The sequence below is a fragment of the Streptomyces sp. NPDC015532 genome (assembly GCF_043078065.1).
Taxonomy (GTDB): domain Bacteria; phylum Actinomycetota; class Actinomycetes; order Streptomycetales; family Streptomycetaceae; genus Streptomyces.
The window spans coordinates 313,011-338,732 of the sequence record NZ_JBIBSY010000002.1 but is presented as its reverse complement, the minus strand read 5'-3'; the positions used below and the strand labels follow the sequence as shown (position 1 = coordinate 338,732).

The 25,722-nt window shown below is 73.7% G+C and carries 20 protein-coding genes and 2 pseudogenes; 18 read left to right on the top strand and 4 right to left on the bottom strand.

Annotation, left to right across the window (positions count from 1 at the left end; all coding sequences use genetic code 11):
- Positions 1 to 15: 15 nt before the first annotated feature.
- A pseudogene (locus ACF07B_RS07870) lies at positions 16 to 807 on the top strand (IS110 family transposase); the annotation flags it as partial.
- On the opposite strand, the pseudogene ACF07B_RS07865 reads toward ACF07B_RS07870, so the two are convergent.
- Together ACF07B_RS07865 and ACF07B_RS07860 are read right to left on the bottom strand one after the other, a co-directional pair.
- Positions 800 to 1,168: pseudogene (locus tag ACF07B_RS07865) on the bottom strand (transposase); the annotation flags it as partial. The pseudogenes ACF07B_RS07870 and ACF07B_RS07865 overlap by 8 nt on opposite strands.
- A gap of 295 nt (positions 1,169 to 1,463) precedes the next feature.
- The gene (locus tag ACF07B_RS07860; protein WP_392178191.1) at positions 1,464 to 2,495 is read right to left on the bottom strand and encodes a ScbA/BarX family gamma-butyrolactone biosynthesis protein; all 1,032 of its coding nucleotides are present in this window, start codon (positions 2,493 to 2,495) and stop codon (positions 1,464 to 1,466) included.
- 282 nt (positions 2,496 to 2,777) lie between these two features.
- Here ACF07B_RS07860 and ACF07B_RS07855 point away from each other — a divergent pair, with 282 nt between their 5' ends.
- From ACF07B_RS07855 to ACF07B_RS07835, 5 genes are all read left to right on the top strand, one after another.
- Positions 2,778 to 3,977, top strand: coding sequence for a hypothetical protein (locus ACF07B_RS07855; protein WP_392178190.1), 1,200 nt, complete (start codon positions 2,778 to 2,780; stop codon positions 3,975 to 3,977).
- Between the two features lie 32 nt (positions 3,978 to 4,009).
- Positions 4,010 to 4,744 carry an SDR family NAD(P)-dependent oxidoreductase gene (locus tag ACF07B_RS07850; protein WP_392178189.1) on the top strand — a complete coding sequence of 245 codons (735 nt, stop codon included), beginning with the start codon at positions 4,010 to 4,012 and terminating at the stop codon, positions 4,742 to 4,744.
- 686 nt (positions 4,745 to 5,430) lie between these two features.
- Positions 5,431 to 6,087 (top strand): ScbR family autoregulator-binding transcription factor, encoded by a 657-nt coding sequence (locus ACF07B_RS07845; RefSeq protein WP_392178188.1) that lies wholly within the window; start codon positions 5,431 to 5,433, stop codon positions 6,085 to 6,087.
- A 370-nt stretch (positions 6,088 to 6,457) separates the two neighbouring features.
- Positions 6,458 to 7,111: a ScbR family autoregulator-binding transcription factor gene (locus ACF07B_RS07840; protein ID WP_392178187.1), complete on the top strand. Its 654-nt coding sequence runs from the start codon at positions 6,458 to 6,460 to the stop codon at positions 7,109 to 7,111.
- A 4-nt stretch (positions 7,112 to 7,115) separates the two neighbouring features.
- Positions 7,116 to 7,349, top strand: coding sequence for a CbrC family protein (locus tag ACF07B_RS07835; protein ID WP_392178186.1), 234 nt, complete (start codon positions 7,116 to 7,118; stop codon positions 7,347 to 7,349).
- A 382-nt stretch (positions 7,350 to 7,731) separates the two neighbouring features.
- Here ACF07B_RS07835 and ACF07B_RS07830 read toward each other — a convergent pair whose 3' ends face one another.
- Positions 7,732 to 8,610, bottom strand: coding sequence for a metallophosphoesterase (locus ACF07B_RS07830; protein ID WP_392178185.1), 879 nt, complete (start codon positions 8,608 to 8,610; stop codon positions 7,732 to 7,734).
- Between the two features lie 587 nt (positions 8,611 to 9,197).
- Here ACF07B_RS07830 and ACF07B_RS07825 point away from each other — a divergent pair.
- The 10 genes from ACF07B_RS07825 (at position 9,198) to ACF07B_RS07780 (ending at position 21,615) form a co-directional block, all read left to right on the top strand.
- Positions 9,198 to 10,139, top strand: coding sequence for a BTAD domain-containing putative transcriptional regulator (locus ACF07B_RS07825; RefSeq protein WP_392178184.1), 942 nt, complete (start codon positions 9,198 to 9,200; stop codon positions 10,137 to 10,139).
- Positions 10,140 to 10,238: 99 nt separating this feature from the next.
- Complete coding sequence (locus tag ACF07B_RS07820) at positions 10,239 to 11,366, top strand: SRPBCC family protein (RefSeq protein WP_392178183.1); 1,128 nt, start codon at positions 10,239 to 10,241, stop codon at positions 11,364 to 11,366.
- Between the two features lie 455 nt (positions 11,367 to 11,821).
- On the top strand, positions 11,822 to 13,087 hold the full coding sequence (locus ACF07B_RS07815; protein ID WP_392178182.1) for a hypothetical protein: 1,266 nt from the start codon (positions 11,822 to 11,824) through the stop codon (positions 13,085 to 13,087).
- On the top strand, positions 13,081 to 14,316 hold the full coding sequence (locus ACF07B_RS07810; RefSeq protein WP_392178181.1) for a 4'-phosphopantetheinyl transferase family protein: 1,236 nt from the start codon (positions 13,081 to 13,083) through the stop codon (positions 14,314 to 14,316). The genes ACF07B_RS07815 and ACF07B_RS07810 overlap by 7 nt, the downstream gene beginning before the upstream one ends.
- A gap of 122 nt (positions 14,317 to 14,438) precedes the next feature.
- Complete coding sequence (locus ACF07B_RS07805) at positions 14,439 to 16,541, top strand: condensation domain-containing protein (protein ID WP_392178180.1); 2,103 nt, start codon at positions 14,439 to 14,441, stop codon at positions 16,539 to 16,541.
- A gap of 517 nt (positions 16,542 to 17,058) precedes the next feature.
- The gene (locus tag ACF07B_RS07800; RefSeq protein WP_369486431.1) at positions 17,059 to 17,268 is read left to right on the top strand and encodes an acyl-CoA carboxylase subunit epsilon; all 210 of its coding nucleotides are present in this window, start codon (positions 17,059 to 17,061) and stop codon (positions 17,266 to 17,268) included.
- Positions 17,269 to 17,648: 380 nt separating this feature from the next.
- Positions 17,649 to 18,512, top strand: coding sequence for a BTAD domain-containing putative transcriptional regulator (locus ACF07B_RS07795; protein WP_392178730.1), 864 nt, complete (start codon positions 17,649 to 17,651; stop codon positions 18,510 to 18,512).
- A 226-nt stretch (positions 18,513 to 18,738) separates the two neighbouring features.
- Positions 18,739 to 19,554: a phosphopantetheine-binding protein gene (locus ACF07B_RS07790; RefSeq protein WP_392178179.1), complete on the top strand. Its 816-nt coding sequence runs from the start codon at positions 18,739 to 18,741 to the stop codon at positions 19,552 to 19,554.
- 123 nt (positions 19,555 to 19,677) lie between these two features.
- Complete coding sequence (locus ACF07B_RS07785; RefSeq protein ID WP_392178178.1) at positions 19,678 to 20,529, top strand: 4'-phosphopantetheinyl transferase family protein; 852 nt, start codon at positions 19,678 to 19,680, stop codon at positions 20,527 to 20,529.
- 264 nt (positions 20,530 to 20,793) lie between these two features.
- Positions 20,794 to 21,615: a BTAD domain-containing putative transcriptional regulator gene (locus tag ACF07B_RS07780; protein WP_369486588.1), complete on the top strand. Its 822-nt coding sequence runs from the start codon at positions 20,794 to 20,796 to the stop codon at positions 21,613 to 21,615.
- A gap of 121 nt (positions 21,616 to 21,736) precedes the next feature.
- Here ACF07B_RS07780 and ACF07B_RS07775 read toward each other — a convergent pair whose 3' ends face one another.
- Entirely contained in the window at positions 21,737 to 21,985 is a 249-nt protein-coding gene (locus tag ACF07B_RS07775) for an acyl carrier protein (RefSeq protein WP_362395477.1), read from the bottom strand.
- Between the two features lie 798 nt (positions 21,986 to 22,783).
- On the opposite strand from ACF07B_RS07775, the gene ACF07B_RS07770 reads away from it, so the two are divergent.
- Together ACF07B_RS07770 and ACF07B_RS07765 are read left to right on the top strand one after the other, a co-directional pair.
- Positions 22,784 to 23,179: a hypothetical protein gene (locus ACF07B_RS07770; protein WP_392178177.1), complete on the top strand. Its 396-nt coding sequence runs from the start codon at positions 22,784 to 22,786 to the stop codon at positions 23,177 to 23,179.
- A gap of 317 nt (positions 23,180 to 23,496) precedes the next feature.
- On the top strand, positions 23,497 to 25,722 hold a 2,226-nt coding region (locus tag ACF07B_RS07765), incomplete at its 3' end, for a condensation domain-containing protein (protein WP_392178176.1).

Here is a 25,722-nt window from a genome sequence, read left to right as displayed (position 1 = left end):
CGACACGCTGATGCCATGATCGCAGGGTTCGACGACGACCTGGCGGGCGAGTCCACCCGGACCGCAAACCGGCTCCGCGGCCTGCTCACCCAGATCCACCCGTCGCTCGAGCGTGTCCTAGGCCCACGGATCCAGCACCCGGCTGTGCTCAGGCTGCTGGACCAGTTCGGCTCACCGGCCCAGATCCGTAAAGCCGGAAGGCGACGGTTGATCGCCCTGATGCGGCCGAAGGCACCGCGGATGGCCGAGCGGCTGGTCGAGGGCATCTTCACCGCACTCGACGAACAGACTGTCGTCGTTCCGGGCACCGATGCTGCCGCACTGATCGTCCCCAGCCTCGCCAGCTCTCTCCAGTCCGTCCTTGACCAGCGCAAACTCCTCGCCGCCCGGATCGAGGAACTCCTGGAGGCCCACCCTCTTTCCCAAGTCCTGATCTCCATGCCCGGCATCGGGGTCAGGACCGCGGCCCGCATCCTCATCGACGTTGGCGACGGCAGCGGCTTCGCCACCGCCGGACATCTCGCCGCCTACGCCGGCCTGGCACCCGTGACCCGGAACTCCGGATCGTCCATCCGCGGCGAACACCCCTCCAAGCGCGGCAACAAACAACTCAAACGGGCCTTCTACCTCGGAGCGTTCGCCTCGCTCTCCCAGCCCGAGTCACGCGCCTACTACGACCGCAAACGACGCGAGGGGAAACACCACATCGCCGCTCTCATAGCCCTGGCCCGACGCCGCATCGACGTCCTCTTCGCCATGCTCCGTGACGGCACCTTCTACCAACCGCCCACACCAACTACGGCTTGACGAAAGCCATAGAGGCACTTTTTCTGGCTCCGGCAGCGTGCTGGTGGGCTCGGCAGACAGTGAGGTCCACCGCCACGATCCAGCCGACATCGTCGCTGCCGTCCGCTGTTGACAAGACGGCGGCAAAGATCCGTTCCCAAGTGCCGTCCATGGCCCATCGGATCAGCCTTTTGTGGGCGGTCTGGAAGGGGCCGAGCTCGTCCGGCAGATCCCGCCAGGGTGAGCAGGTGCGGTACTTCCAGGCGATGGCCTCAAGGGTGCGGCGATGGTCTGCCCACCGTCGGCCACGAACCGGATCGGCCGGCATCATCGGCTCGATCCGGTCCCACATCGCATCAGTGATCACTAAACGGACGGACACATCCGATCAACCGGCCAACCGATCAAAGAGACACGCTCTAGCGGTGGTTGACCCGAGGGTGGGTCAGGGGGCTGCGCTCCAACTTGTCGCTCTGCTTGGCGACTTGTTGCTTGCTGAGTTCCGGCGGTCCGGGTGAGGCCTTCGTGTGTCGGTCAGCGGCTCGGGGGATCCAGTGGTCCGGTGATGGGGGCGAAGCGGTGGGGTTGGGTTCTGGTGTGTTGTTGGTGGTGGGTGTGGTTGGCGTTGTTGCGGGGTGTGATGTCTGGTCTGCCGGGTGCGGGTGCGGGTGCGGGTGTTAGGTGGTGGGTCCGGTGATGGTGGTGTTGAAGACGGTGTGGTTTTGCTGGGTGCCGGTGATGTGGAGGGTGGTGGTGGTGTTGTTGTCGGGTTGGGTGTGGGTGACTTCGATGGTGCAGGGGTGGTGGTGTTCGGTGTAGCGGGTGAAGTGGGTGGTGGTGTTGGTGGGGGTGAAGTGGGGGGTGTTGGTGGTGGCGTGGGCGGCTTGGCGGGCGGCTTCGAGGAGGACCATGCCGGGGATGTGGTCGCTGGTGTGGTCGAAGAGGACGGGGTGGTTGAGGTTGGGGGTGAGGAGCCATTGGCTGGGGTGGTTGGTGGGGGTGAGGACGACGTCGGTGGGGGAGTGGCGGCCGACGGTGGCGGGTGGCATGGGGGCTCGCGGCCGGGCGGGTGGTGTGGTGCCGGCGGTGGGGGTGCCGGGTGTGATGCCGGCGGCCGTGCCGGTGCCGGTGTGGGGGTGGGGGTGGGTGGCCGGGCCGTCGCCGGTGGTGCTGGTGGTGGTGCCGCGGAGGCGGGTGTAGACGGCGGGGCTGATGGTGGAGAAGGTGACGGCTCCGTGGGCGATGTGGGTGTGGTCGCGGTGGAGGGTCATTTCGATGGTGGCGCGGTTGATGGTGGTGCGGCGCTGGAGGAGTTCGGTGCAGCGGGCGTGGATGGTGAAGTCGGTGGGGCGGTGGGTGATGTGCAGGGCGGCGGGGTCGGTGGTGTAGCTGAGGGACCACATGACGAAGTGGTGGCCCAGGGGGACGCCGAGTTCGGTGTGGGCGATGAGGATGCCGGCCTGGCGCAGGGTCTCGGCGACCTGGAGCGGGTCGTGGCTGCGGTGGTCGGGGCCGGTGAAGTAGGTGTGGGCGCGGGGCCACTGCCCGGTGAGGGTGAAGTCGAGGCCTGAGCGGGGGGTGCAGGAGCTGAGGAAGACCTCGGCGAGGCTGGCGCGGTGGACGTATTCCCTGGGGACCGTGGTGGTCAGGCGGGGTAAGTCCTGCACCTGTGCTGTTGCTGTGGCGCTCTGGGCGGTGATCGCTCTCATCGTTACCCCCGTCTTGAAGCCGCGTCCGACGAGTCCATAAGATACGGACCTACCGGTTTTGTTGGCTGGGACTATTAGGTAAAGACTTAACCAAGAATGTGGCCGAAACATGAATAAGTGACTCCGTTTTGCGGTGTCACGGCGAAAAATTCCACTCGACCGTGAGGTCGTCCCCGGTGGAAACCTGCTTGACGGTTTTCTTTGTCTCCGTGAGGCGGGGGCGTTGTGGAGGAATGCCGGTCGTGCGGGTGCCGGGTCCGGGTCTGTGACAGGGAGTCCTCGATGCCCGTTGTTCTGCGGACGCTGCGGGCGGCCGCCGTCAATATCGACGGTGTGCTGCTCAGTGACACGTTCAGTCCGGTGATCCATCGTTTTGTCACGGGGCGCGGGGTGGCGTACACGCCCCAGCTGGAGCGGGCGGTGCTCTCGCAGCCGCGTGAGGTCGCGGCGCGGGTGCTCGCGGAGGCGACCGGGACGGCGGGGGATGCGGGGGGTGTGGGGGAGACGGTGCGGGCGTATTTCGCGTTGCGTGAGCGGTATCTGCGGGAGCATCCGGTGCGGGTGAACGAGGGGGCGCTGGAGCTGGTGGGGCGGCTGCGCGGGCTGGGCCTGGAGGTGGTGTGCTACGGGGGGCTGGGGCGGGGGCACTTCGAGCGTCATCTGGGTGCCTGGCGGTCGCGTTTCACTGCTCCCGGCTATGTCTGCACCGATGGTTTCCGGCCGGGTATCGGGGAGATCGTCGAGGGGTTCGGACTGGGGTCCGCGCAGGTGCTCTTCATCGACGACGCGGCGCGGTTCGCCGAGCACGCGCGCCAGGCGCGGGTGCCGTTCATCGGGCATCCCAGTGCGTTCCGGCACGGGTTCCAGCGGCGTGCGATGCGGGAGAACGGGGTGCGGCACCTGGTGGACCGCCTGGCCGGCATCGACGAGGCACTGCTGCACACCGTGGACCAGGAAGCCGGACACGACAGCGTGTGGCTCCCGGACGGCCGACCGGACAGCACGTCCCGCCCGGACGCCGGACAAGACGGCATGCGGGACCGGGCCTTGGACAGCGTGCGGGACGGTGTGCGGCCCCGGGGCGGCGGACAAGACGGCATGCCGGACCGGGCCTTGGACAGCGTGCGGGACGGCGTGCTGGCCTCGGACGGCGGACAGGACGGTGTGCGGCCCCGGGGCGGCGGACAAGACGGCATGCCGGACCGGGCCTTGGACAGCGTGCGGGACGGCGTGCTGGCCTCGGACGGCGGACAGGACGGTGTGCGGCCCCGGGGCGGCGGGCAAGACGGTGCGCGGGACCGGGTCTTGGGCGGTGGGCGGGAGGGTGTGCGGGTCTTGGACGGTGGGTGGTCCCCGGACGGTGGACAGGATCGTGTGTGGCTCCCGGATGGCGGGCGGGAGGGTGCGGGGCGTCCGGGGGGTGGGCGGCTCGCGGGTGCGGGTGCGGGTGCGGGTGTGGGGTGTGGGGAGGGGTCGGTGTGAGCGGGGAGGCGGGGGGTCTGCTGGCGGGGAAGGTGGCACTGATCGTGGGGGCGAGCAGTGGGATCGGTGCGGGTGCTGCCCGGGTGTTCGCCGCGCAGGGGGCGGTGGTGGTGCTGGCGGCCAGGCGCGGGGAGCGGTTGCGGGAGCTGGTGGGGGAGTTGGAGGGTTCGGGGGCGCGGGCGGGTTTCCGGGTTGTTGATGTGCGCAGTGCCGTGGAGGTGCGGTGTGCTGTGGAGTTTGTGGTGGAGCGGTACGGGCGGCTGGATGTGGCGTTCAACAATGCCGGGGTGGGGCTGGAGCGGTCGCCGATGCATCTGCTGGGGGACGACGCCTACGAGGCGGTGATGGACACCAATGTGCGCGGGGTGTGGAACTGCATGCGCAGTGAGATCACCGCGATGCTGGCGTGCGGCGGGGGAGCGATCGTGAACACCAGCAGTGTCGGCGGTCTGGTGGCGTCCTCGGCGGGTGCGCCCTACATCGCTTCCAAGCATGCGGTGATCGGGCTGACCAAGGCGGCCGCCGTCGAGTACGCGGGGCAGGGGATACGGGTCAACGCCGTCGCGCCGGGGCTGACCCGCTCGGAGATGGTCGAGCACTGGCTCGCCGACCCTGACGCCAGGCAGCGTGCTTTTGGCTCCGCGCCGCAGCGGCGGGCCGCGGAGCCTGAGGAGGTGGCGCAGGCGGCGGCATGGCTGTGCAGCGACCGGGCCGGCTTCGTGACGGGCACGACCCTGTCCGTGGACGGGGGACGCACCGCCTGGTGAACCCGGCACCCGTCCACCCCGGCATCCCGGAAAGACCCGGCACCCTGTCACTTCGGCACCCCGGGTCACGCTGGCCGACCTCCCGCAGCCGCTGGCACTGCCCACCGACCGCCCGTGCCTGCGGGTGATGAGCCCCCGACGGCGACCGGGCGCCCGCCAACTTCTCGCGGGCGCCCAGGCAGTTGGGGCCACGGGTCACCCCGGCGCCCCGGGAAAACCCGGCACCCTGGTCACTTCGGCGCCCCTGCGCACGCCGGGACCTGCCGGGAACCGCGGGGCGGCAACCCGTGACGGCGGCGGCCGCCGGATCTGCCGGGACCGTGGGACGCCGGCCCCGGGAATCGTGAGGCGCGGCAGCCCGGTGCTGCCGGGTGCTGCCGGGAACCGTGGGGTGTGGCGGCCCGGTGCTGCCGGGAACCTCGGGGCGGCGGTCCGTGATGGCGGCGGCCTGTGACGGCGGTCGCCGGGATCTGCCGTGGTGCTGCCGGGATTTGCGGGGTGGTGGCGGTCGGCGGGGGCTGTGGGGTGGCGGCCGTGGGGGGCTGTCGGGTGGGGGGTGTGGGGTGGGGTGGCCGGTTTGTGGGGGGTGCTGGGCAGGTATGGGCGGGTCCTGGTCCGGGTAGGAGCGTAAGGGTGGGGTAAGGTACCTCACGTTCGGTTTTGTTTCTCCTGTCCTGGAGGGTCCCATGGCGCGGCAGGAACGTGCGGTACGGACCCGGCGTGCTGTTGTCGAGGCGGCGGCCGCGGTTTTCGCCGAGCGCGGGTACGCGGCGGCGACGATCGCGGAGATCCTCGAGCGTGCGGAGGTGACCAAGGGTGCGCTCTACTTCCACTTCGGTTCCAAGGAAGCGCTGGCGCGCGGGGTCATCGATGCGCAGATCACGCGTGATTACTGGGTGCCGCGTGAGCTGAAGCTCCAGGAGTGGGTGGACATCTGCATGACGCTGGCGCACCGGATCCCCAAGGACGTGGTCCTGATGGCGGGCATCCGGCTTTCCGGTGATCTCCAGGGGCGGGAGCTGTTCGGCAGTGCCTGGCCCGCGTGGACGGAGCTGGTGGCCGCCAAGCTCGCCGAGGGCAAGGAGCAGGGGGAGGTCCTGGCGCACATCGACCCCCGCGAGACCGCGGAGTTCTTCCTCGGTGCCTGGCTGGGCATCCAGTTCCTGTCGGAGGCCTACGCCAACTGGAGCGACCTGCCCGAGCGGGCCTCCACGCTCTACCGCTACATCCTTCCGGCGATCGCCACGCCCGCCACCCTGGTCAATCTGGACATCGCGCCGGACCGGGGTCTTCGCGTGATCGGGGAAGCCGAGCGTCTGGCGGCCCGCCCGGCGGCCGGCTGAGCCGGCGCCGCCCGGGCCTTGCGGGTGCCGGTCCCGCGGAACAAAACCTTATGGAAGGTTTCTCACCGCGCGCCGTCGCGGCGGGCCGGCGCGGTTTCCGGCGCGTTTTCGCCCCTCCTCTCCTCTGTCTCGCGGTTTCGCCGTGCCGCCACGGCCCGGGCGGCACGGAACAGACCGCCGGAACCGTTCCGCGCCGGCCTCCCGGGGCCCGCGGGGGGTGGGCCGGCGGGGGTGGTTTCCCGCCGAGCTGGGGACTTTCCCGGCTGTATTGTTGAAGCCTTCAAACAGAGCGTCATCTTGCGCTCTTGTAAACCTACCAGGCATGCGGTTTGCTAAAGTGGTTCACCGGATGGGTAGCAGGGAGGGTGCAATGGTCAAGCAGGCGCGGGCGGCCCGTACGCGTGAGGCCCTCATCGTCGCCGCGGCCGAGGTCTTCGCCGACAACGGTTATGCGCTGGCCAGTCTGCCCGCGGTCAGCAGGCGGGCCGGGGTGAGCACCGGGGCCCTGCACTTCCACTTCGCCAGCAAGGAGGCGCTGGCGAAGGAGGTGGAGTCGGCCGCGGCCGACTTCGTGGGGAAGATGGCGGCGGGCTGCCGCGGGGCGCAGGACACGCTTTTGCAGTCGCTGGTGAACGCGACGTGCGGGCTGCTGGACGCGGTGGGCAGTGATCCCGTGGTCAGGGCCGGCTTCAAGCTGAGCCGTGATCCCTCGCGGGCCAAGGGCCAGGACGGGGGAGGGCTGGTGCGGTGGTGGTGCCATTGGGTGCAGGATCTCGTCGCGCAGGCCGCGCGGGAGGGCGAGCTGGCCTACGGGGTCTCCTGCGAGGGCGCGGCGGCGGCCGTGGTGGCCGCCACGGTCGGCTTCGAGACCCTCGGCGACTTCGACCGCCGGTGGGTGTCGCCGGAACGGACCACCCAGTTCTGGACCTTCCTGCTGCCGCTGCTGGCCGCCTCACCCCAGCAGGTGCTCCCCCGGCCGGGCGGCGCGGACGGACCGCACGACGAGGACACGGACACCGGATGACCGGGTGACCGGGCACCGGGTGACCGGGCACCGACGTTTCTGCCCGTGGTGCATCGCGGACGGGAGCGCGGCTGAACGCCTTGCGGGTGAATTCGCTGACTCCTGCGGGCTCGACGGTGTCGGCGAGGACGTCTTGCACGAGGTCACCCGCCGCACCCCTGGTCTCAGCGCCTGGCAGGATCCGCACCGGTTCGTCCACTGCCAGGACGCGGCGGCCTTCGTGGGCGAGGCCGGATAGACCGAGCCGGCGGCGCATCCCGAAGCCCTCGACCAACTGCGCGCCGGCATGCGCCTCGACGGCCGGCGCGACGAGATCCAGCGTGAGCACTTCCTGGCCCGCCCGGGCGACGGGGCGAGCGCCATGCTCTTTCGCCGCACCGTCTGCGGCACCCATCGCGCCTGCGCCGACGCATCCTGGAAGCCCTCTGCCCGGGCGCGCCGCCGGTGGCGGATGAGGGTGCAGGTGATGCTGGTGAAGGCCGGGAAGTGGCTCTCTGGTTGTCCACGAGATGGGGCAGCAGTTGTTCAGCGCTTCGGTCAGCGCCCAGACGGGCTCCCGATTCGAACAGCAAGCAGCCGCGACGAGGGGCAAGTGGGGGCGGTCAAGTGGTGTCCCGGACTCAGGTCGGGCTCGCTGCGGAGGGTCCGAGCCTTCCGATGACCTCGCGCATCTCCTCTTCGTCGGCCTCGTAGATCGTCTGTCCCATTCGTGGATCCCGGGCGTGGAGCGTGTGGATGAGTGGCCCGTGGGGCGCTCCGAGGTGGACGAGGGAGGCCGACGGGCCGTGGACGGCGCGCTCGGTGCCGGGGCGGGCGGTCAAGTCGATGCGGCTCACGACGCCAGGCGTGACCGAGACGGTGGCCTGCTCCAGGCGCCCCAGGATCTGCAGGTGGAAGTGCCCGCAGAGGATGAGCTGGACGTCGGTTCCGCGGATCGTCTCGGCCAGCTCGGCGCTGTTCTGCAGGCCCAGCGCTCGCTGAACGTCGACGTCCAGTGCGACCGGTGGGTGGTGGAAGGCCAGGACGGTGCCCACCGGTGCCGCCGTGGCCAGCAGTTCGCGGAGCCAGTCGAGTTGGCCGCCGTCCAGCCGGCCGTAGCCCTTGCCCGGCACGAGCGTGTCCAGCGTGATCAGCCGCCATCCCTCCACTGTGCTCGCCCCCGCCAGCTCACCGCCCGCTCCCTCATATGCCGTCTCGGGCTGGAAGTGGCCGATGCCGAGCACGTCGGCGAATGCGGTGCGGTCGTCGTGGTTACCGGTCGTGTAGAAGACGTTAGCCCCTCGTCGGCCGGCGTAGTCGGCCAGGAGTTCACGCACCCGTGCGTATGCCTCGTGCGAACCGTCGTCCGCGACATCGCCGGTGACCACCACCGCGCCGAGGTCGCGCAGATGGCCCAGTTCGGCCAGCAGCCCGCGCAGTGCCGCAGTGCCATCCGCGCCGTCGGCGTCAGGGCCGCCGGACCGATCGAGATGCGTGTCGGAGAGATGCAAGATCCGCATGACCTGACGCTAGCCTCCGGCACCCACGCCGAGCCAGGGCCCTTCTCACTGCGCGCTCCCTCCCATCGGCCGACCCCGGCTGCCCCGCCCCTGAAATCGAACGGCGACAGAGCTGGGCGCTGGCCGAAGTGCTGAACAACTGCTGCCCAATCTCGTGGACAAAGCCAGAAGGTGATCGACAAGCCGCTCCCCAACAGCGAGCCGAAGCCGCGAGAGCTGTTCGAGAAGCTGCAGGCCAAGCACGGGACGGTGCTGGTGGTCGAGGCCGGCACGCCGGGGCGGAGGCCGGACGGCGCCGGACGGCAGGCGACACGGCGATCGGCGGTGCGGGGAACGGCTGCGGAATGGGGAGCCCCGGTCCCGGGGGAAGTCCGAGTCCGTCCAGCCGTCCGTCCGTGCGGCCGCCTCTGTCCGGGGCGGTGCGCTCCGCTTTTGGGGCGGTGACACGTGTGTCCTGCGGCTGCCTCGAGTCCGTGTCCAGCGCCGGGCGGGACGGCCCCCGCGGCATTGACATACCGCCCGTGCTGTTTTTTACTGGGTGTGCCGAGGAGTCCGCTCCGGACGGCACCGACGATGGGGGAGACGCTGTGGACATCGATGTGCTCGGCACACTCGCCGTACGGCTCGACAACGTCTCCATCACGCCCACGGCGCCCAAGCCGCGCCAGGTGCTCGCCCTGCTGGCGCTGCGGGCCGGGCAGGTGGTCCCGGTGGGGGTGCTGGCCGAGGAGCTGTGGGGGGCCAGTCCCCCGCGCAGTGCCCGCGCCACCCTGCAGACCTACATCCTGCAGCTGCGCGAACTCATCTGCACCGCCCTGGACCGCGCCGCCAAGGACGGTGGTGCCAAGGACGGCGGCGCTGAGGGTGGTGCTGCCATGGACGGTGGCGTGCTGGACGGTGCCGCCGAGGGCGGTGGTGGCGTGCTGGACGGTGGTGCCAGGGGCGGGAGCGGTGGGCGGCGTCAGGCCAAGGATGTGCTGCTGACCGTTCCCGGCGGTTATCTGCTCAAGAGCGGTGACGGTGTCAGTGACGTACGGGAGTTCGAGCGGCTCGCGGGCAGCGGGTACCGGGCCATGGACGCCGAGGACTATCCCCAGGCCGCCCGTCTGCTGCGCCAGGCCCTTGGGCTGTGGAGCGGTCCCGCGCTGGCCGATGTGCACACCGGCCCCCAGCTGCGGACCGAGGCCAAGCGCCTGGAGGAGAGCCGGCTGTGCGCCCTGGACCAGCGTGTCGAGGCGGACCTGCGTCTGGGGCGCCACCGTGAACTGCTCGCCGAGCTGACCGTGCTGATCAACCAGTACCCCATGCACGAGAGCCTGTGCGGCCAGTACATGCTGGCCCTCTACCGCTCCGGGCGCCGCGGCGAGGCGCTCGACGCCTACCAGCGGCTGCGCGCCATCCTGGTGCGCACCATGGGCCTGGAGCCCTCGCCCGCGCTCGCCAAGCTGCAGCGCTCCTTGCTGATGTCGGGGCCCGAGACCCTCCCGGCGCGTCCCGCGATGAGCGCGAGCGCGGTCCGGGCGGGCTGAGCCACCCCCGCCCCGCACCCCCTCTCCACCAGGAATCGAGCACGGCTCGGCCCCCGGCGTGCAGCGTTGATCACATCCGGAGGAGGAAAGGGGTCGCGCATGCACCGGGCCCGGCACACCGTCGCGGTCGCGGCGCCCCCCGGCGTCGTCTACGGCCTGCTCGCCGACGCCCCGCGCTGGCCGCTCCACCTGCCCTCCTGCCTGCACGTCGAACGCGTCGACTTCGACGGCGCCCGGGACCGCCTGCAGGTGTGGCACCTGCGGAACGGCCGGGTGCGCTGCACCCACGCACGGCGCACGCTGCACCCGCAGGAGCGCCGCATCGACTTCGAACTGCACGACTCCCCGCAGCCCGACTCCCCGCAGGCCGGCGCGGTGCAGCCTGACGCGGTGCAGTCCGGCAGCTGGAGCGTCTCGCCCCAGGGCGCCGGCCGCAGTCTGCTGACCCTGCACCGCCGGCACCCGGCCGCCTGCGGGGCGGCCTGCCAGGAGCCGGGGGCGCTGCAGGCGCAGGTACGCGCCCAGCTCGAGGCCGTACGCGAGGCGGCAGAACGCTGGGACCGCCTGGACGAACTGCTGCTCTCCTTCGAGGACAGCGTCTACGCCTGCGGCTCCCCGGAGATCGTCTACGACTTCCTGTACCGCGTCGCGGACTGGGCCGACCTGGTTCCCCACGTCGAACGCGCCGAGGTCACCGAGGACCGCCCCGGCGTGCAGCGGACCCTCCTGCACACCAGCGACCCCCGCACCGGGGACACCTCGGTGACCAGCGCCGTACGCCTGTGCTTCCCGGCCGCCGGGCGGATCGTCCACAAACAGATCCCGGCCCCCGGGCAGGCCGTCCACGACCAGACCCCCGCCGGGCAGGCCGTCCACGAGCAGGCCCCCGCCGGGCAGGCCGTCCATGAGCAGGCCCCCGCCGGGCAGGCCGTCCGCGAGCAGGTCCCGGCCACCGGGCGGGCCGTCGTCCGCGAGCAGGTCCTGCCGTCCGGCCTTGTCGCCGCCTATTACGGGGAGTGGTACCTGGAGCCCGATGCCTCGGGAGTGCGGGTGGCCTGCGCGCACCAGGTGATGCTCCGCGAGAGCGTGCTGCACGGCGCCCCGGGTTCCGGTGTCCTGCCCGCCGACGCCCGCCGCCAGGTGCGCGAGTGGCTGGGACGCACGAGCACCGAGGCCCTGACCCTGGCGCGCTGGCACGCCGAGAGCGCCCTGCGCCGGCTGCGATGAGCCCGCTGGGCGGCGACCCCGCGGCGAGCGGTATCACGACGAGGAGGAGAGCGGCGATGGCCCCGACCCGGCCGGTCCGGCACGCCGGGCGGCCCCCGGCAGTCCGGACACCCCCGGCCCCCGCCCCAGCACTCCCGGCCCCGGTCCCGGCACTCCCGGCCCCGGTCCCGGCACTCCCGGCCCCGGTCCCGGCACTCCCGGCCCCGGTCCCGGCACTCCCGGCCCCGGCCCCGGTCCCGGCACTCCCGGCCCCGGCCCCGGTCCCGGCACTCCCGGCCCCGGTTCCGGTACTCCCGGACTCGGCCCGGGCGTCCTCGGACCCGGTCCCGGCACTCCCGGCCCCGGCCCGGGCACCCTCGGACCCGGTCCGGGTATCCCAGGACCTCACCCGGGTATCCCCGGACCCGGTCCAGGCGTCCTTGGGTGCGGCGTGGCATGCGGCGCGTCTGGAGGCGTTGCTCGGTGACCCCCGCGATCCCCGTAACCCCTATGGCCGGCGTGCCCTGTGGGCGGCGGAACCCGGCGCGCTGCCCGCCCCGCCGGCCGGCCTGCCCGGCCCCGCCGAGGTGCCGGGCGCCGACCGGCTCGCCCGTGCCCTGCGCCCGCTCTTTCGCCGCGACCTCGCCCTCGCCCACGCCTGGAGCATCCGTCCGCTGTCCCACGCCGCGGTGCCGCACCCGGCGGCCGCGCTGCTGGGCCCGGCGGCACTGCTCGCGGCGGCGGGCGGCGTCCTGCACAGCACGGCCCGCATCGTGGACGGCCTGAGCCGCCACCAGGCTGCCGCCCGCCAGTGGCGTCCGGTCCTGGCCACCGTCTTCGCCGACCTGCTGGCCTGCGAGAGCCTGACGGCCGCGGCCCTGCGCGCCTGCCCGGCCACCCCACAGCACCCCCACCCCCACCCGGACCCGGACGCGGACGCGGATTCCGACACGGTCCCGGCCCCGGACCGGGAGCTGCTCGCTGCCGTCGCGGGCTGTCTCGTGCCCCGGCTCGCCGTCGAACTGCTCGGCGATCTCGAACTGGTGCTGAACGAGTGCGGCTTCGAGGACCACAGCCTCGAACGGCGCACGCTGGCAAGGATCGTGCGGCACCGGGTCCTCGCCGGAGCCGGCCGCGCGGCCACCGGCGCCGCTCAGGCCCGCATCGTGCGCGGGCTGAACACGGCGGGCACCGCGGGGCAGGCCGGGGGAGCACAGCACACAGCGCCGCTGTCCGGCACCGGAACCGCGGAAGCGTCCGGCACCGGAACCGTGGAAGCGTCCGGCACCGGAACGGGGGAGGCGTCCGGCACCGGAACCGTGGAGGCGTCCGGCACCGGAACCGTGGAGGCGGCCGGTGCCGGGATCGGGGAGGTGGCCGGTGCTGCTGCGCTGGCCCGCCTGGGCCGCAGGCTGCGTACCGAGCAGCGGGCGCTGCGCGCCGCCTGCGCGGCCACCGCCGTGCACGATCCCGCCGATCCCGCGGCGCGTGCCCTGGCGGACCGTCAGGCCCTGCTGGTGCTGGCCGCCCGGACGCTCGGCGCGCGGGAGACGGCGGCCGGGGGGTCCTTCCTGGGCGGTGCGGGCTGGGCGCTGCTGGCGCTGGGGCGGATCACCGTGCGGCTCGGGCTGCCGCTGCCCGCCCCGCTGCCCGATGCGCAGCCGATCGTGTGGGAGGAACTGGCCCGGCGCGCGGCGCACGGCGTGGACTGCGACCTGTACGCGAGGAGGACGGCGTGGTGAGCCAGGACGGCGCCCCGCACAGCGTCACACCGGCGCCCGCGCCCGTGCCGTGCCATGTGCCCGGTCCCGACGGGCCGTGGGAGCAAGTCCAGGAACGCATCGAGCTGACCGGACGGGCGGTGGTGCACACCACCTGGGGCCAGTGGCTCACAGCGGCTCTGCTCGACCCCGAGCTGCGCACCCTGCTGGGCCGCGACTGGCCGCGTTACCGGCAGCATCCGGCCCCGGCCGGCCGGCTGATCCTGGCCGTCTCGCGGACCGTGCTCAAGCACACCGCGGCCCAGGTGCTGCAGGTTCCCGCCGGCCGGCTCGACCTGGCCTACCTGCCGGGCGGGCGGCCCGTGCTGCGCGGCCTCGGCGCGGACCTGCAGGTGAGCCTCGCGCACACCGACGAGCTGATCGTGGTCGGCGTCAGCCGCGTCGGACCGCTCGGCGTGGACGCCGAACCCGCCGGGCGCCGGATCTCCCTGCCCGCACTGTGCGAGCACGTGTGCACCGCGCAGGAGGCCCGGCTGCTCGAGGCACTGCCCGAGCAGGAGCGCACCGGGGCGTTCTTGCGCCTGTGGACCCTGAAGGAGGCCTACGCCAAGGCGCTCGGGCACGGCATGCGGCGCCGGTTCACAGCCATCGGCTTCGAGTGGGACGCGACCGGAAGGGCCCGGCTCGCCGGGGACACGGCCGGGCAGTGGTCCTTTGCCACCCACCTCGTCGATGGACGCTACCTGGTGAGCGAGGCCTACCGGCACGACCAAGACCAAGACCAAGACCCCGACCAACACGAACGCGAACACGAGGACGAGGACGAGGACGAGGGCGGGGACGAGGACGAAGCCGGGGACGGGGGCGAAGACGGGGGCGGGGGTGAAGGGCAGCGCCCCGGCCGGGCACACCACCGGGCCGCCGCGCCGGCACCGCCGCAGGAACCGCAGCCGGCGCCGCAGGCGCCGCGCACCCCCTCCGTCCAGGACGCACCGGACAAGCCACCCGCCGTGCAGCAGCAACCGCAGTCGCAGGGGTCGCAGCCGGCGCCGCAGGGCCTACGGGCTCTCTTTGCCCAGGCCGCACCGGACGCCCAGGCCGTACCGGACGCACCGGCCGGGCTGGACGCACCGGCCGGGCCGGACAGGTCGGACGGGTCGGGTGGGTCGGGTGGGTCGGACGGTGCGCGGGGGGCGTACGGCGGCCGGGTCCTGGATTTTTCCGGGCGGCGTGGCGGCCCACCGCGGTGAGCAGAGATCCCCGGTGGGCCGGCCGCGGGCTTGCGGCCGGCTGTGCAGAAACGATTCGAAAAGGGAGGTCCGGGTGAGGGGCAGGGCTGCTGCGGCGGGGCTGTCCGGCATCCCGGGGGCGGATGAGGAGTGATCACTCGCGCGCCGGCGCCGTTGTCGCCGTCGTGCACGAACCGCCGGGCGCCCACGACCGTACGTTCGTCCTGGAACTGTGCGGACTGCCCCGCACGGACGCCGAGGCGGTCGCCGCCCGCGTCGCGCGGCGTCACCGGTCCTACGACGTCGCCCTGGACGAGGCACCGGGCCCGCCGCGGGGCGGGGCGGCCCACGGCGCGCCCGGGACCGGCGGCCCGGGCCGCTACCTTCTGCGGCTCACCCCCCGCGGCCCGGCCGGATCCGGCGCACCGCTCAGCGACGACCTGCTGGCCGACCTGCTGGCGCCGCCCGCCGCGGGCACGCTCGCCGTCAGCGGGCACCAGCGGGCGCTGCTCGCGGCCGCGGTCGCCGGCCAGGGCGGCCCCGGCCGGTACGTGGAGCAGATCCACTGGGAGTGGACGGGCCCGCTCGACCTCACCCGGTTCGTCACCTCCTGGCAGTCCCTCACCGAGCGCGAGGCGGTGCTGCGGGCGTCCTTCGACGGGGCCGGCGCCCCCCGCCTGGTGCTGCACGAGCACGCGGTCCTGGAGGTCGTCCGCCACGCGCACACCGACGTCGCCTGGGACGAACTGCTGCGCCGCGACCGCGACCGCGGCTTCGAGCTGTACCGGCCGGGCCTGCTGCGGGTGTCCCTGCTCGACCGGCCGCCCGCCACCACCGGTGCCACCGGTGGCGGTGGGGGGCGGCCGGTGCCCGTGCGGGTGCTGGTGACCTATCACCGGGCGCTGCTCGACGAGCGCGGGGCGCGCCTGCTGGTGCGCCAGTTCTACCGCTCCTACCTCGCCGGGGGTGTGCTGCCCGGCGCGGACCGGCGGCCCGACATCCGGGACTACGCCCACTGGCTGAGCCGCCAGGACGTGGCCGCGGCCCGGGAGTTCTGGAGGGCCGGCGCACCGCCGGCCGGCGCCGCCGTCAGCCCCGCCCGCCCGGGCGCTCTACCCCGGCGCGGCGAGGGGACGGGCCGCGTCCGGCGCCGGCTCAGGGCGCCGCAGGCCTCACGGCTGCGCTCCTGGGCCGCGGGACGGGGCGCGGGGGAGAGCAGCGCCCTGCACGTGGTGTGGGCCCTGCTGCTGTACCGGGCGGCCGGGACCGGGGGACCGCTGCCGGTGGCCTTCGGCGTGCACCTGTCGGGACGGGACCTGTCGCTGCGCGGGGCCGCAGGCATCCCCGGACTGCTCGGCAACCCGCTGCCGATGACGGTCACCGTGGACCCGGCCGCGCCGCTGGTGGACCTGCTGCTGCGGGTGCGGGACGCGGCACTGGATCTGAGTGCCTACGCCTGGGTCGGCGGCGACCAGGTCCGCCGGTGGAGCGGGCGCGCCCCCGGATCCCCTCTCACCGAGAGCACCGTCCGCTTCGACAGCCGCTTCGAGCCGCCGGTGAACCTGCGGGCCGAACTCGCCGCGCAGGGCATCGGGGCGGGCGTGGCACACAGCGCCGGCGGCGCCACGGCCCTGCCCATCACCCTGGCCGCGCACCACGACAGCGAGGGCTGCCTGGTGCTCAGCGCCCTGTACGACCGGGCCAGGTTCACCGACACCGACGCCTCCGACGCCCTGGCACAGTGCCTGCACCTGCTGCGCGGCCTGCCCGACCACCCGGACCAGACGTTCACCGTCGCCGACGCCCTGCGCCTGCTGGGCACCTCGCAGGTGCCCGCCATGACAGCACCGCCGGCGGCCGGCACCCCCCTGGCACCGGCGGTGCTGCGGGCCGGGGAACCCGGGGCGGACCTCGTGTGCCTGCTCACCGTCCCCGGCGTCACCCCCGGCGCGTACGACACGCTCCTGCGCCAGTACGAGGGGCCCGAACGCATCGTCTCGCTCACGCTCACCGGGGGACAGGTGCCGGCCGGCACCCTGGAAGAACTCCTGGGCGAAAGACGGCGGCTGACCGTGTGCGGCGCCGGGCCGGCCGGCCGGGTCGCCCACGCCGCCGCCCGCCGCACCGCGCGGGAAACGGGCGCGGCCGCGCCCGTGGCCGTGGTCATGACCGGCACCGGCGACGCCGCCGACAGCGCCCGGGCACTGTCCCAGGCCCTGCAGGCGGTACGAGCACGCAGCACCTGACCCCCACCGCCCCCGGGGAGCACCTGACTCCCGCCGCCCCGGGAGCACCTGGCTCCCGGCACCCCGGGGAGCGCCTGCCGTCCGGCGCCCCGGGAACGCCGGGCCCCGCACCGCCTGCACGGGCACCGTGCCCCCGGCTTCCCGGCGCGCCGTGACTCCTTGCCTGCCGGCACACCGGGACCTCCTTGTCTCCCGGCGCGCCGGGGAGCGCCTGCCGCCCGGCGCCCTCGGAGCGTCGGGCCCCGCACCGCCTGTACGGCCCCGGGACTTCCCTGCCTTCCGGCGCGCCGTGACCTCCCCGCCCGCCTGCCTCCCGGCGCCCCGGGACCTTCTTGTCTCCCGGAGCCCCGGGACCTCCTGCCTCCTGACGTGCCGTGACCTCCCTGCCTCCCGGCGTGTCGGAAGGGTCTGCCGTCCGGCGCTCCGGACGGGTTCCGGTGTGTCGGGGTGTCGTCCAGCGGGCCGAGAGCGGTTCTTGAGTGGTGTGGCGAAGGGTGGCGCCAGACAAGGAGGCGCCATGGGCGACCTGGACCGCGGACAGCCGGCTCTGCGTGTCGAGCGCGGCACCGCGACCGACGAGGAACTGGCCGCGCTGACCGTCGTACTGCTGGCCCTGCGCGCCCGGCCGGCCGCACCGGCACCCGGGCGGCAGCCGGTGCGGCCGGCCGGCGGCTCGCGCTGGTGGCTGCGCGGGCAGGACCACCACGGGGCGCACAGCTGGCGGTGAGGCTTCCCGGCGGCGGCGCCCGCAACGAGGAGACTTCCCGGTCTGTTTGAGGGCGGGGCCGGCAGGAGAGCCGGTCCGCTCCCGCGGACGCATTTTCCCCGCCCGGCGGCCACGCACCTTCCGCCCGGCGGCCCCGCACCTCCGGCCCGGCGGCCCCGCGCCGGTCCGCGGACCGGCGTGCGGGGTGCGGAAACGGCCGCCGTTCCAGGAGAGGTGCCACGTGAACGCGGAGGCGCCGCGTGAACGGCCGCCCTCGGGGACCGCTGCACCGCTGCTGGACGGGTGCTCAAAAACAGGGCGACCGGTCTCGTATTGACATACCGCCTGTGCTGTTTTTTAATGTTGGAGTGTCAGCAGCGCACGTGGACAGGGGAGACGGCGTGGACATCGACGTATTAGGTGCTCTGGACGTGAGGGAGAACGGGGTGTCCATCGCCCCGACGGCGCCCAAGCCCCGCCAGGTGCTGGCGCTGCTGGCGGTGCACGCGGACCGGGTGGTGCCGGTCGCCTCGCTCATCGAGGAACTGTGGTCGGGCCGGCCGCCGCGCAGCGCCCGCACCACCCTGCAGACCTACGTGCTGCAGCTGCGTGAACTCATCGGGGCGGCGCTGGAGCGCGGTGGCGGACAGCGGTCCGCCGCCGGGCCCGAACGCCGCACCGCCAAGGACGTCCTGGTCACCCTGCCCGGCGGGTATCTGCTGGCCGCCGCGGGCGGTACCAGTGACGTCCGTGAGTTCGACCGCCTGGCCGGGCTGGGCTACCGGGCGATGGACGCCGGTGACTTCGCGGGCGCCTCCCGCAGTCTGGCCGCCGCCCTGGGCCTGTGGTCGGGATCCGCGTTGGCGGACGTGCAGACCGGGGCCCAGCTCGCCATGGAGGCCAGGCGCCTGGACGAGGGCCGGCTGTGCGCGCTGGACCAGCGCATCGAGGCGGACCTGCGGCTCGGCCGGCACCGCGAAGTCCTCGCCGAGCTCACGGTTTTGACCAGCCGTTACCGCAGCCACGAGAACCTGCACGCCCAGTTCATGATCGCGCTGCACCGCTCGGGGCGGCGCGGTGAGGCGCTCAACGCCTACACGCACCTGCGCACCACCCTCGGCCGCGACCTGGGCCTGGAGCCCTCCCCGCGGCTGCGCCGGCTCCAGCACTCGATCCTGCTGGACGCGCCCGAGACCACCCCGGCGCCGACGGCCCGGGCGGTGCACCGTCCCGACGCCGCGGCCCGGGCCGTCGCCGGCCGGTAGAGGCCCGCCCGCCCGGGGCGGTGCCGCGGACATTCCCGCCCCGCCCCGCCCGGCCGGCCGGAGCCGGTTTCGCCCCGCCTCCGCCTCCGCCCCTGCCCCTGTCCGGCCGGGGTCCGGGTTGTCCCGCAGGCGTGCCCCGCTTGGCCAGAGCCTGGTTTCCCGCGAGCGGGAGACACCCCCACCCCGGCCCGAAGGCCGGGGCGCATCCACGAAGGGACGAGACCTGATGACCAGCGAGCCGACGCCGCCCTGCGACGGCCACGGAGACATCCTCGCCGAGCTCACGGCCGTGCTGGCCCGTGTCGTGCACGCCGACCCCGACCGGGTCGACCCCGGACAGCCCTTCTCCGTCCTTGGCCTGGACTCCCTGCTCACCGTCGAGTTCGTCTCGGCCATCGAGGGGCACTTCGGCCTGCGGATCGCCGGCGCGGACCTCTACGAGTACGCCACGCCGGCCCTTTTGGCCCGCCACCTGGCGGCCCTGCGCCGCGGCAGCGGCGAGGCCTCCGCGGTCCAGGACTCCGCTGCCGTGGCCGCGGTGCTGCAGGTGCTGCGCCACCAGCTGGCACAGATCCTGCACTGCGACCCGTGGGAGATCGACGGCGGCGCCGCCTTCGCCCAGCTGGGCATCGACTCCATCCTGGCGGCGGACTTCGCCGCCGGCGTCAACCGCGCCTACGGTCTGAGCGAACGTCCCCTCACCGTCCACGAGCATCCCAGCCTCGCCTCGATGGCCGCCTACATCGCCTCCCGCACCCGGGGCGCACCGGCCCCCGCGGCCCCCGAAGCCCGCGCCAACCTCCCGGCCGAGGCCGCCGCAGCGCCCGAGGTGCCTGCGGTGCCTGCGGTGCCCGAAGCCTCCGATGTGCCTGCGGTGCCTGCGGTGCCTGGGGTGTCTGGGGTGCTGCGACCGGCCGCGGCCGCGGTGTCAGGGCCGCCCGGGCTGTCCCGGCAGGAGGTGCTCGCGCTCCTCGACGCGGTGCGCGGTGACCGGATCGGTGTCGACGAGGCCGCCGCGCTCCTGGCGAACCGTCCGGCCTGAACGGGGGCCACCACCTGTGGAGCACCGGCAGTTCTGCGCCCCCGGGGGCCTTGGCGGCCCCGGCGCCGCGACGTCCCTTCGTCCATGGCGGGACGGCGAACCGAGACGGACTGAGACGACACCATGACCATCACCGCACCGGAGCCGCCCACCACCCCGCCCGCCCCGCACCGCGAGACGGCGCCCCCGGTGAAGCTGTGGCTGTGCCCCAACGACGCCCTCCCGCCCGCCGTCACCGGCATCCTGGCCGCGCACTGGCTCGACGAACGGGAGAACGAGACCGCGGCCCGGTTCCTGTTCGAACGCGACCGCCGGCAGTACCTCGTCGCCCACACCCTGGTCCGCCGCGCGCTGGCGCTGGAGGCCGGCCTCGGCGAGGCCGAGCTGGTCATCTGGCGCTCCTCCCGCGGGCGGCCCTTCCTGCAGCCGCTGCCCGGCGGCCTGCCCCGGGGCGGCGGCCATCTCGACTTCAACCTCTCCCACGCCGGCGGCTACAGCCTGCTGGGGATCGTCCGCGCCCAGCGCGTCGGGGTCGACGTCGAGTGCCTGGACCGGGAGGCGGGCGCCCTGGAGACCATCCTGACCACCTTCACCCCCAAAGAGCAGCACTGGGCGCGGCAGGCGCCCCCGGGACGGCGGCGCGACCGCCGGGTGCTCAGGCTGTGGACCCTGAAGGAGGCCTACTCCAAGGCCCGCGGACTGGGACTGGGCCTGCCCTTCGACGAGTTCGCCTTCACCCTGGACGACGACCGGGGAGTGCTCGCCTTCCAGCCGCCCGCCGACGACCTGGCCGGACGCTGGAGGCTGCTGGAACTGGAACCGGTGCCCGGCGTACTGGCCGCGGTGGCCCTGCCCGCGGACGAGAACCCCGCCCCGCACCTGGAACTGCACCAGGGATTCCCCTGGGACCGGGCCGCACCGCACACCATCACGCTGCCCGAGCCCGTGGGCGGCGCACCGCACACCCGCACCTGAGGGGCAAAAAAGGAGGAGTGCGGGCGGCGCGATATTGCCCGCCGTCCGGCATCCGGAGGGGAATCCAGAGGTCAATTCCCCTCCGGACGCCGGAGTTCTCGGCGCGGGCACGCATTCGGCGCACCACCTCACGTGGAGCACCGCTGGAGGACCGCTACAGGAAAACGCTCGGGGGGCACGGACACGGCTAGCGTGCCTAGCGGCGGAGATTTCCGGCCATAAAAAGGAAATGGACAAGGAACTCGACGAGGTGGGGAGGCCGCCATGGAGATTCAGGTTCTGGGTCCGTTGAGTGCCGAGGTCAACGGGGGATCAATCGTTCCGACGGCCGGCAAGCCGCGACAGATCCTGTCGCTGCTGGCGCTCTACCCGGGACGGGTCATGCCTGTTCCCACGCTCATGGAGGAACTCTGGGGAACCGAGCCTCCGGCGAGCGCACTGACGACCCTTCAGACATACATACTCCAGCTGCGCAGGCGGCTGGGCACGGCCATGGGCCCGGGCGCACCGTCCGGCGCGAAGGACGTTCTGGCCACCCGGCACGGCGGGTACCTGCTGCAGATCGACAAGAGCTGTGTCGACGTGCACGCCTACGAGGAACTGATCCGCCAGGGACAGACGGCGTTCGTCGAAGGCGACGACGAGGTGTCCGCGGCACGGTTTCGCACGGCACTGGACCTGTGGACCGGCGCACCGCTGGTCGACGTGAGACTGGGTCCCGTCCTGGAGATCGAGGTGATGCGGCTGCAGGAGAGCAGGCTGGTCACCGTCGAACGGCGCATCGACGCCGACCTGCGGCTGGGCCGCCACGCGCAGCTGATCGCCGAACTGACCGAGCTGACCGCCCGCCACCCGCACCACGAGGGCCTGCACTCCCAGGTCATGGTGGCGATGTACCGCTCGGGCCGGCAGGCCACCGCGCTGGAGGTCTACCGCAGGCTGCGCATCCGGCTCATCGACGAGCTGGGCGTGGAGCCCTCCCCGCAGCTGCAGCGCATGCACCAGGCCATGCTGGCCGTGGACCCGCAGCTGGAGCTGCTGGCGGGACCGCGCCACGGCTCGACGTTCGACCTGTTCGCGGCGTGAGGGACGGCGCCGCCCGGCCCGGTGCCGGCGGCCCTCCCGCCCTCCCGTACCGCCGCCGGTCCGTGGCCCAAGGGCCGGACCGCCATCGGGTCCGGCCCCTGGGCCTGCGTGGCAAAAGGGCTCACACGAGCGCCCGCAGCCGGGTCAGCGTCGCCCACAGGACCCCCGGTGTGGCGAAGGTGTCCAGGGAGAGGGCATCGTCCACGAAGTGCACCCCGTAGGCGCCCTCCAGTGAGCCCAGCAGCTCCACCGCGCCCAGCGAGTCCAGACCCGAGAGCCTGAGGTCGGTGTCGGCCTCCAGCGGTTCACCGGCGTCGAGGAACGGCAGGTACTCACGCAGCAGTTCCTCGAACTTCTTGTCCCAGGCCATGGCTGACCTCACCCCTTTTTTTTGTGTGTCGCCTTTTGTGTGTCGTCGTCTCATCGGCCGCTGTCCGCGCGCAAGCCGGCGGCGCGGGCCGTGGCGCAGCACCGCCCCCGCCGGTCCGAAACCCTCGTCGAAGCCCCCGGGCTCCCGGGCCTGTTCGCCGGCGCACCCGCCCACCGCAGTAGGGCCGCGGTGGGGGCCGGGAGGCGCGGAGGCCGGGGGACAGGGGGCGCGCGGAAGCGGGGGGCCACCGCCGCCGGAGCCGCGGACGAACGCGGTGAACGCGGTGTGTCCACGGCACCCGCCCGCCCACTCGATCGGCAGGCGCGAGCGCGCTCCCGCCCCGGCCCGCGGGCCCCTTCGCCGGGAGGGCGCGCGAGCGCTTTGCGGCGCAGTCGGTGAAGGCATCCGTCACGGCGGTGATCACCGCGGTCCTGCCGGCCAACGTCATAGCGGTCCTGTCGGTCGGTCCACCCCCCACCGGGCCAGCCTGGCCACGCCGCCTACAGCGGCGGTGGAGCCGCGGCCGGACGCGGGACGCCACCACGGCCGGGAGGGGCAAAACCCGCGCCGGGCCGCCCGCGCATTGGCCGGGAAATGATTTTCGAAAAAACGCGGAGAAAAGAAAGAACCGGCCGAGGATCATTTCACGGCTTCCCGGAAAAGGACTGTCCCGCCCGTGGGCCGATCCGTGCCGGGATTTACCCGTCCTCCATTCCCGCTCCAGCGCGAACAGCCATGATTTCCGGGCCGGCCGCACGGCCGCAGGGGATGACGGACCACGAGGAAGGGCCTCTCGTCATGACACTGGCACTGACCGAGCCCCTCAGCGGGGCACTGCATGAACTCCTCACCGCGCGCAGCCTGCGCGAGCGCAACAGGGAACTCGTTCTGGCGCTGGTCGCGGCGGGCAACCGGGGCGAGGTCAACTGCCTCACCCGTCACTGGGCGGGCGACGGCGTGACGGGCGGACGTCCGCTGCCCGACGGGCTGGGGCTGACCCTGGAGAGCGTCGTCGCCGACCACGACGTCGTCGCCCTGCGCGCCACCGCCCGTGCCGAAGGAGCGGCCTGGTCGCTGGCCGCCGAGCTCCGCTTCGACGCCGCGGGCCGGATCCAGCAGTGCCACGACCTGCTCGTAGCGAAGACGGCGGCGAGCCGGGACGACAGGCAGCAAGCCGGGACGACAGCGGGCTGAGACGGCGGCGGGCCGGGGCGGCAGCAGGCCGGGACGGCGGCGAGCCGGGACGACAGCGGGCTGAGACGGCAGACAGCAGGCCGGGTCGGCGGCGAGCCGGGTGACAGCAGCCGGGTCGGCGGCAGGCCGTCTGAATCGAGGACCGTTCGCGGGGCGCTGGAGAAAACGGACGGCCCGGACGTGCCGGAGCTAGCGTGAAGTGGCCGCGGCTTCGGCCCTGTCGGCGCGTCCCCCGCCCGCCGGGGCCCGCACGCCGGCCCCCCGAGCCGAGGCGCAGGTGCTCGTTCCGTACGGGGGTGTCCGGAAAGGGGGAGGCGATGAACAGTGACCGGCCCGCCGGCGTGTGCGCGGTGATCGACCCCGAACAGGGGGAGCACACCGCCATGGAACTGCACGGGACACTGGACACCGCCTCCTTCCACCGCGCCCTGCACCGCGTCGCGGAGATCCGTCCCGGTGCCCGCCACCCGGGATTTCGGCTGCTGCGACACCAAGACGGCCTGCACAGCGTCGAACTGTCCGGCACCGAGACCGCGCCCGCGCCCGCTACCGTGGGCCTGCTCGCCGACCTCCTCACCGCCGCCCCCGAGCCCTGCCCCGACGACGGGCCCGGTGCCGCCGTACCGGGCCCGTACTGCCGCACGCTGGCACGCACCGAACCGGTCACCCCCCTGCAGCAGCAGCGGCTCGCCGACGCCCTGGAACGGCCCGGCCACCAGGCCGAGCAGATCCTGTGGCGCTGGCACGGCCCCCTGGACACCGCACGCTTCGAAGCGGCCTGGCACGCCGTCGGCGAGCGGGAGAGCGTGCTGCGCACCGCCTTCGTGTGGGACCCGCGGCCCCGCGCCGTCGTCTTCGAGCGCACCTTCACCGACCTCGTCCGCCACCCCGCCACCACGGCGCTGCGCCGCACGACACTGGCGGCCCGCGAACGCGCCCGCGCCTTCGACCTGCGCCGCCCGGCAGCGGTACGCCTGGCCCTGCTGGACAGCGGCCCCCAGGACACGCCGGCACCCTTCACCGACGTCCTGCTCACCTATCACCGGGCCCTGCTGGACAGCTGGAGCGCGCGGCTGCTGATGCGCGAGTGCTGCCGCGCCTACCTCGCGGGCGGGACGCTGCCCGGCGGCCGGCGCCGTCCCGACCTCGGCGACTGCGCCCGCCGGCTCGGCGCCCAGGAGTCCGCCGTGGCCCACGACTTCTGGCGCGGGCCCGCCCACCGGCCCCCCACACCCGCCCCCGTATCTGCACCCGCCCCCGCTCCCGTATCCGCGGCCGCCCTCACCCCCGTATCCGCGGCCGTATCCGGGGCGGGTGCGGGACGGCCCGCGGGCAGTGGCGGCACCGGCGTGCTGCGCGCCGCGCTGTCCCCGGCCCGCAGCACCCGCCTGGCCCACTGGGCGGCACGCTGGGGCGTCGCGGAGAGCAGCGTCCTGCAGGCGGTGTGGGCGCTGCTCCTCTACCGCGCCCGCCACAACGCACCCGCACCCGTACCCGCTCCCGCACCTGCTCCCGCTCCCGTTCCCGCTCTTGCTCCCGCTTCCGCGGTCGTCGGCTTCGGCGTGGACTTTCCCGGCCGCGGGCTGCTCCTGGAGGGCATCGAGGGCGTCCCCGGCCCCTTCGAGAACGCGCTGCCCCTGAGCGTCGCCCTGCACCCGGCACTCGAACTGCCCCGGCTGCTGCGCACCCTGCGCGACCTGGTGATGGACCTGTCCGCCTACGAATGGACCACCACCGGCGAAGGCACCACCACCGGCGGCTTCGGCCCGCGGTCCGGGGGGCTGCTCGCCTTCGACTGCGGCCCGCGCCCCGAAACCGCCTACGGCGACGAACTCACCACGCACGGCATCCGCCTGGAGGAACAGGAAGCCGCCGGAACATCCGCCGGATACGCCCTGCGCCTGCGCGCCGGTCACGACACCCGCCGCGCTCTCGTCCTGACCTGCGCCTACGACCTGGACCTCGTCGACAGCGGCACCGCCCGCACCCTGCTGGCCCACACCGTGCGCCTGCTGCGCCTGCTGCCCGTCACGGCGAACGCGGCCACCACCGTCGCCGACGTGCTGGCCTGGATGCCCAGGACCGCCACCCCCCGCGTCCCGGACGGCCCCGCCGCCCACGACACGGCCCCCCTGGTGGTGCTGCGCGGCGCATCGGCGCCCACGGCGGCCACCGTGTGCCTGCTCGACGCCCCGGGCGCACCGCACACCGGACACCAAGAGCTGGTACGGCACTACCGGGGACCCGAAGCCCTGACCGCGCTGCGGCTGACCGCCGGCCGGCAGGACGCCCAGGCCGACGTGCTGGCCCGGCTCGCCCGCTCGGCGGGCCGGCTGGTCCTGGGCGGGTACTCCGGAACCGGCGCCCTGGCCTGCGAACTGGCCCGCCAGGTCACCGGACCCGGAGTGCGCACACCGCTGGTCGTGGGGGGGGGGGCCCCCCCCCCCCCCGGGGGGCCCCCCCCCCCGGGGCCCCCCCCGCGGCGGGGCGGCGCCGCCGCCCCCCCGCCCCCGGCCCACCACCCCCCCCCCCCGCCCCCGCCC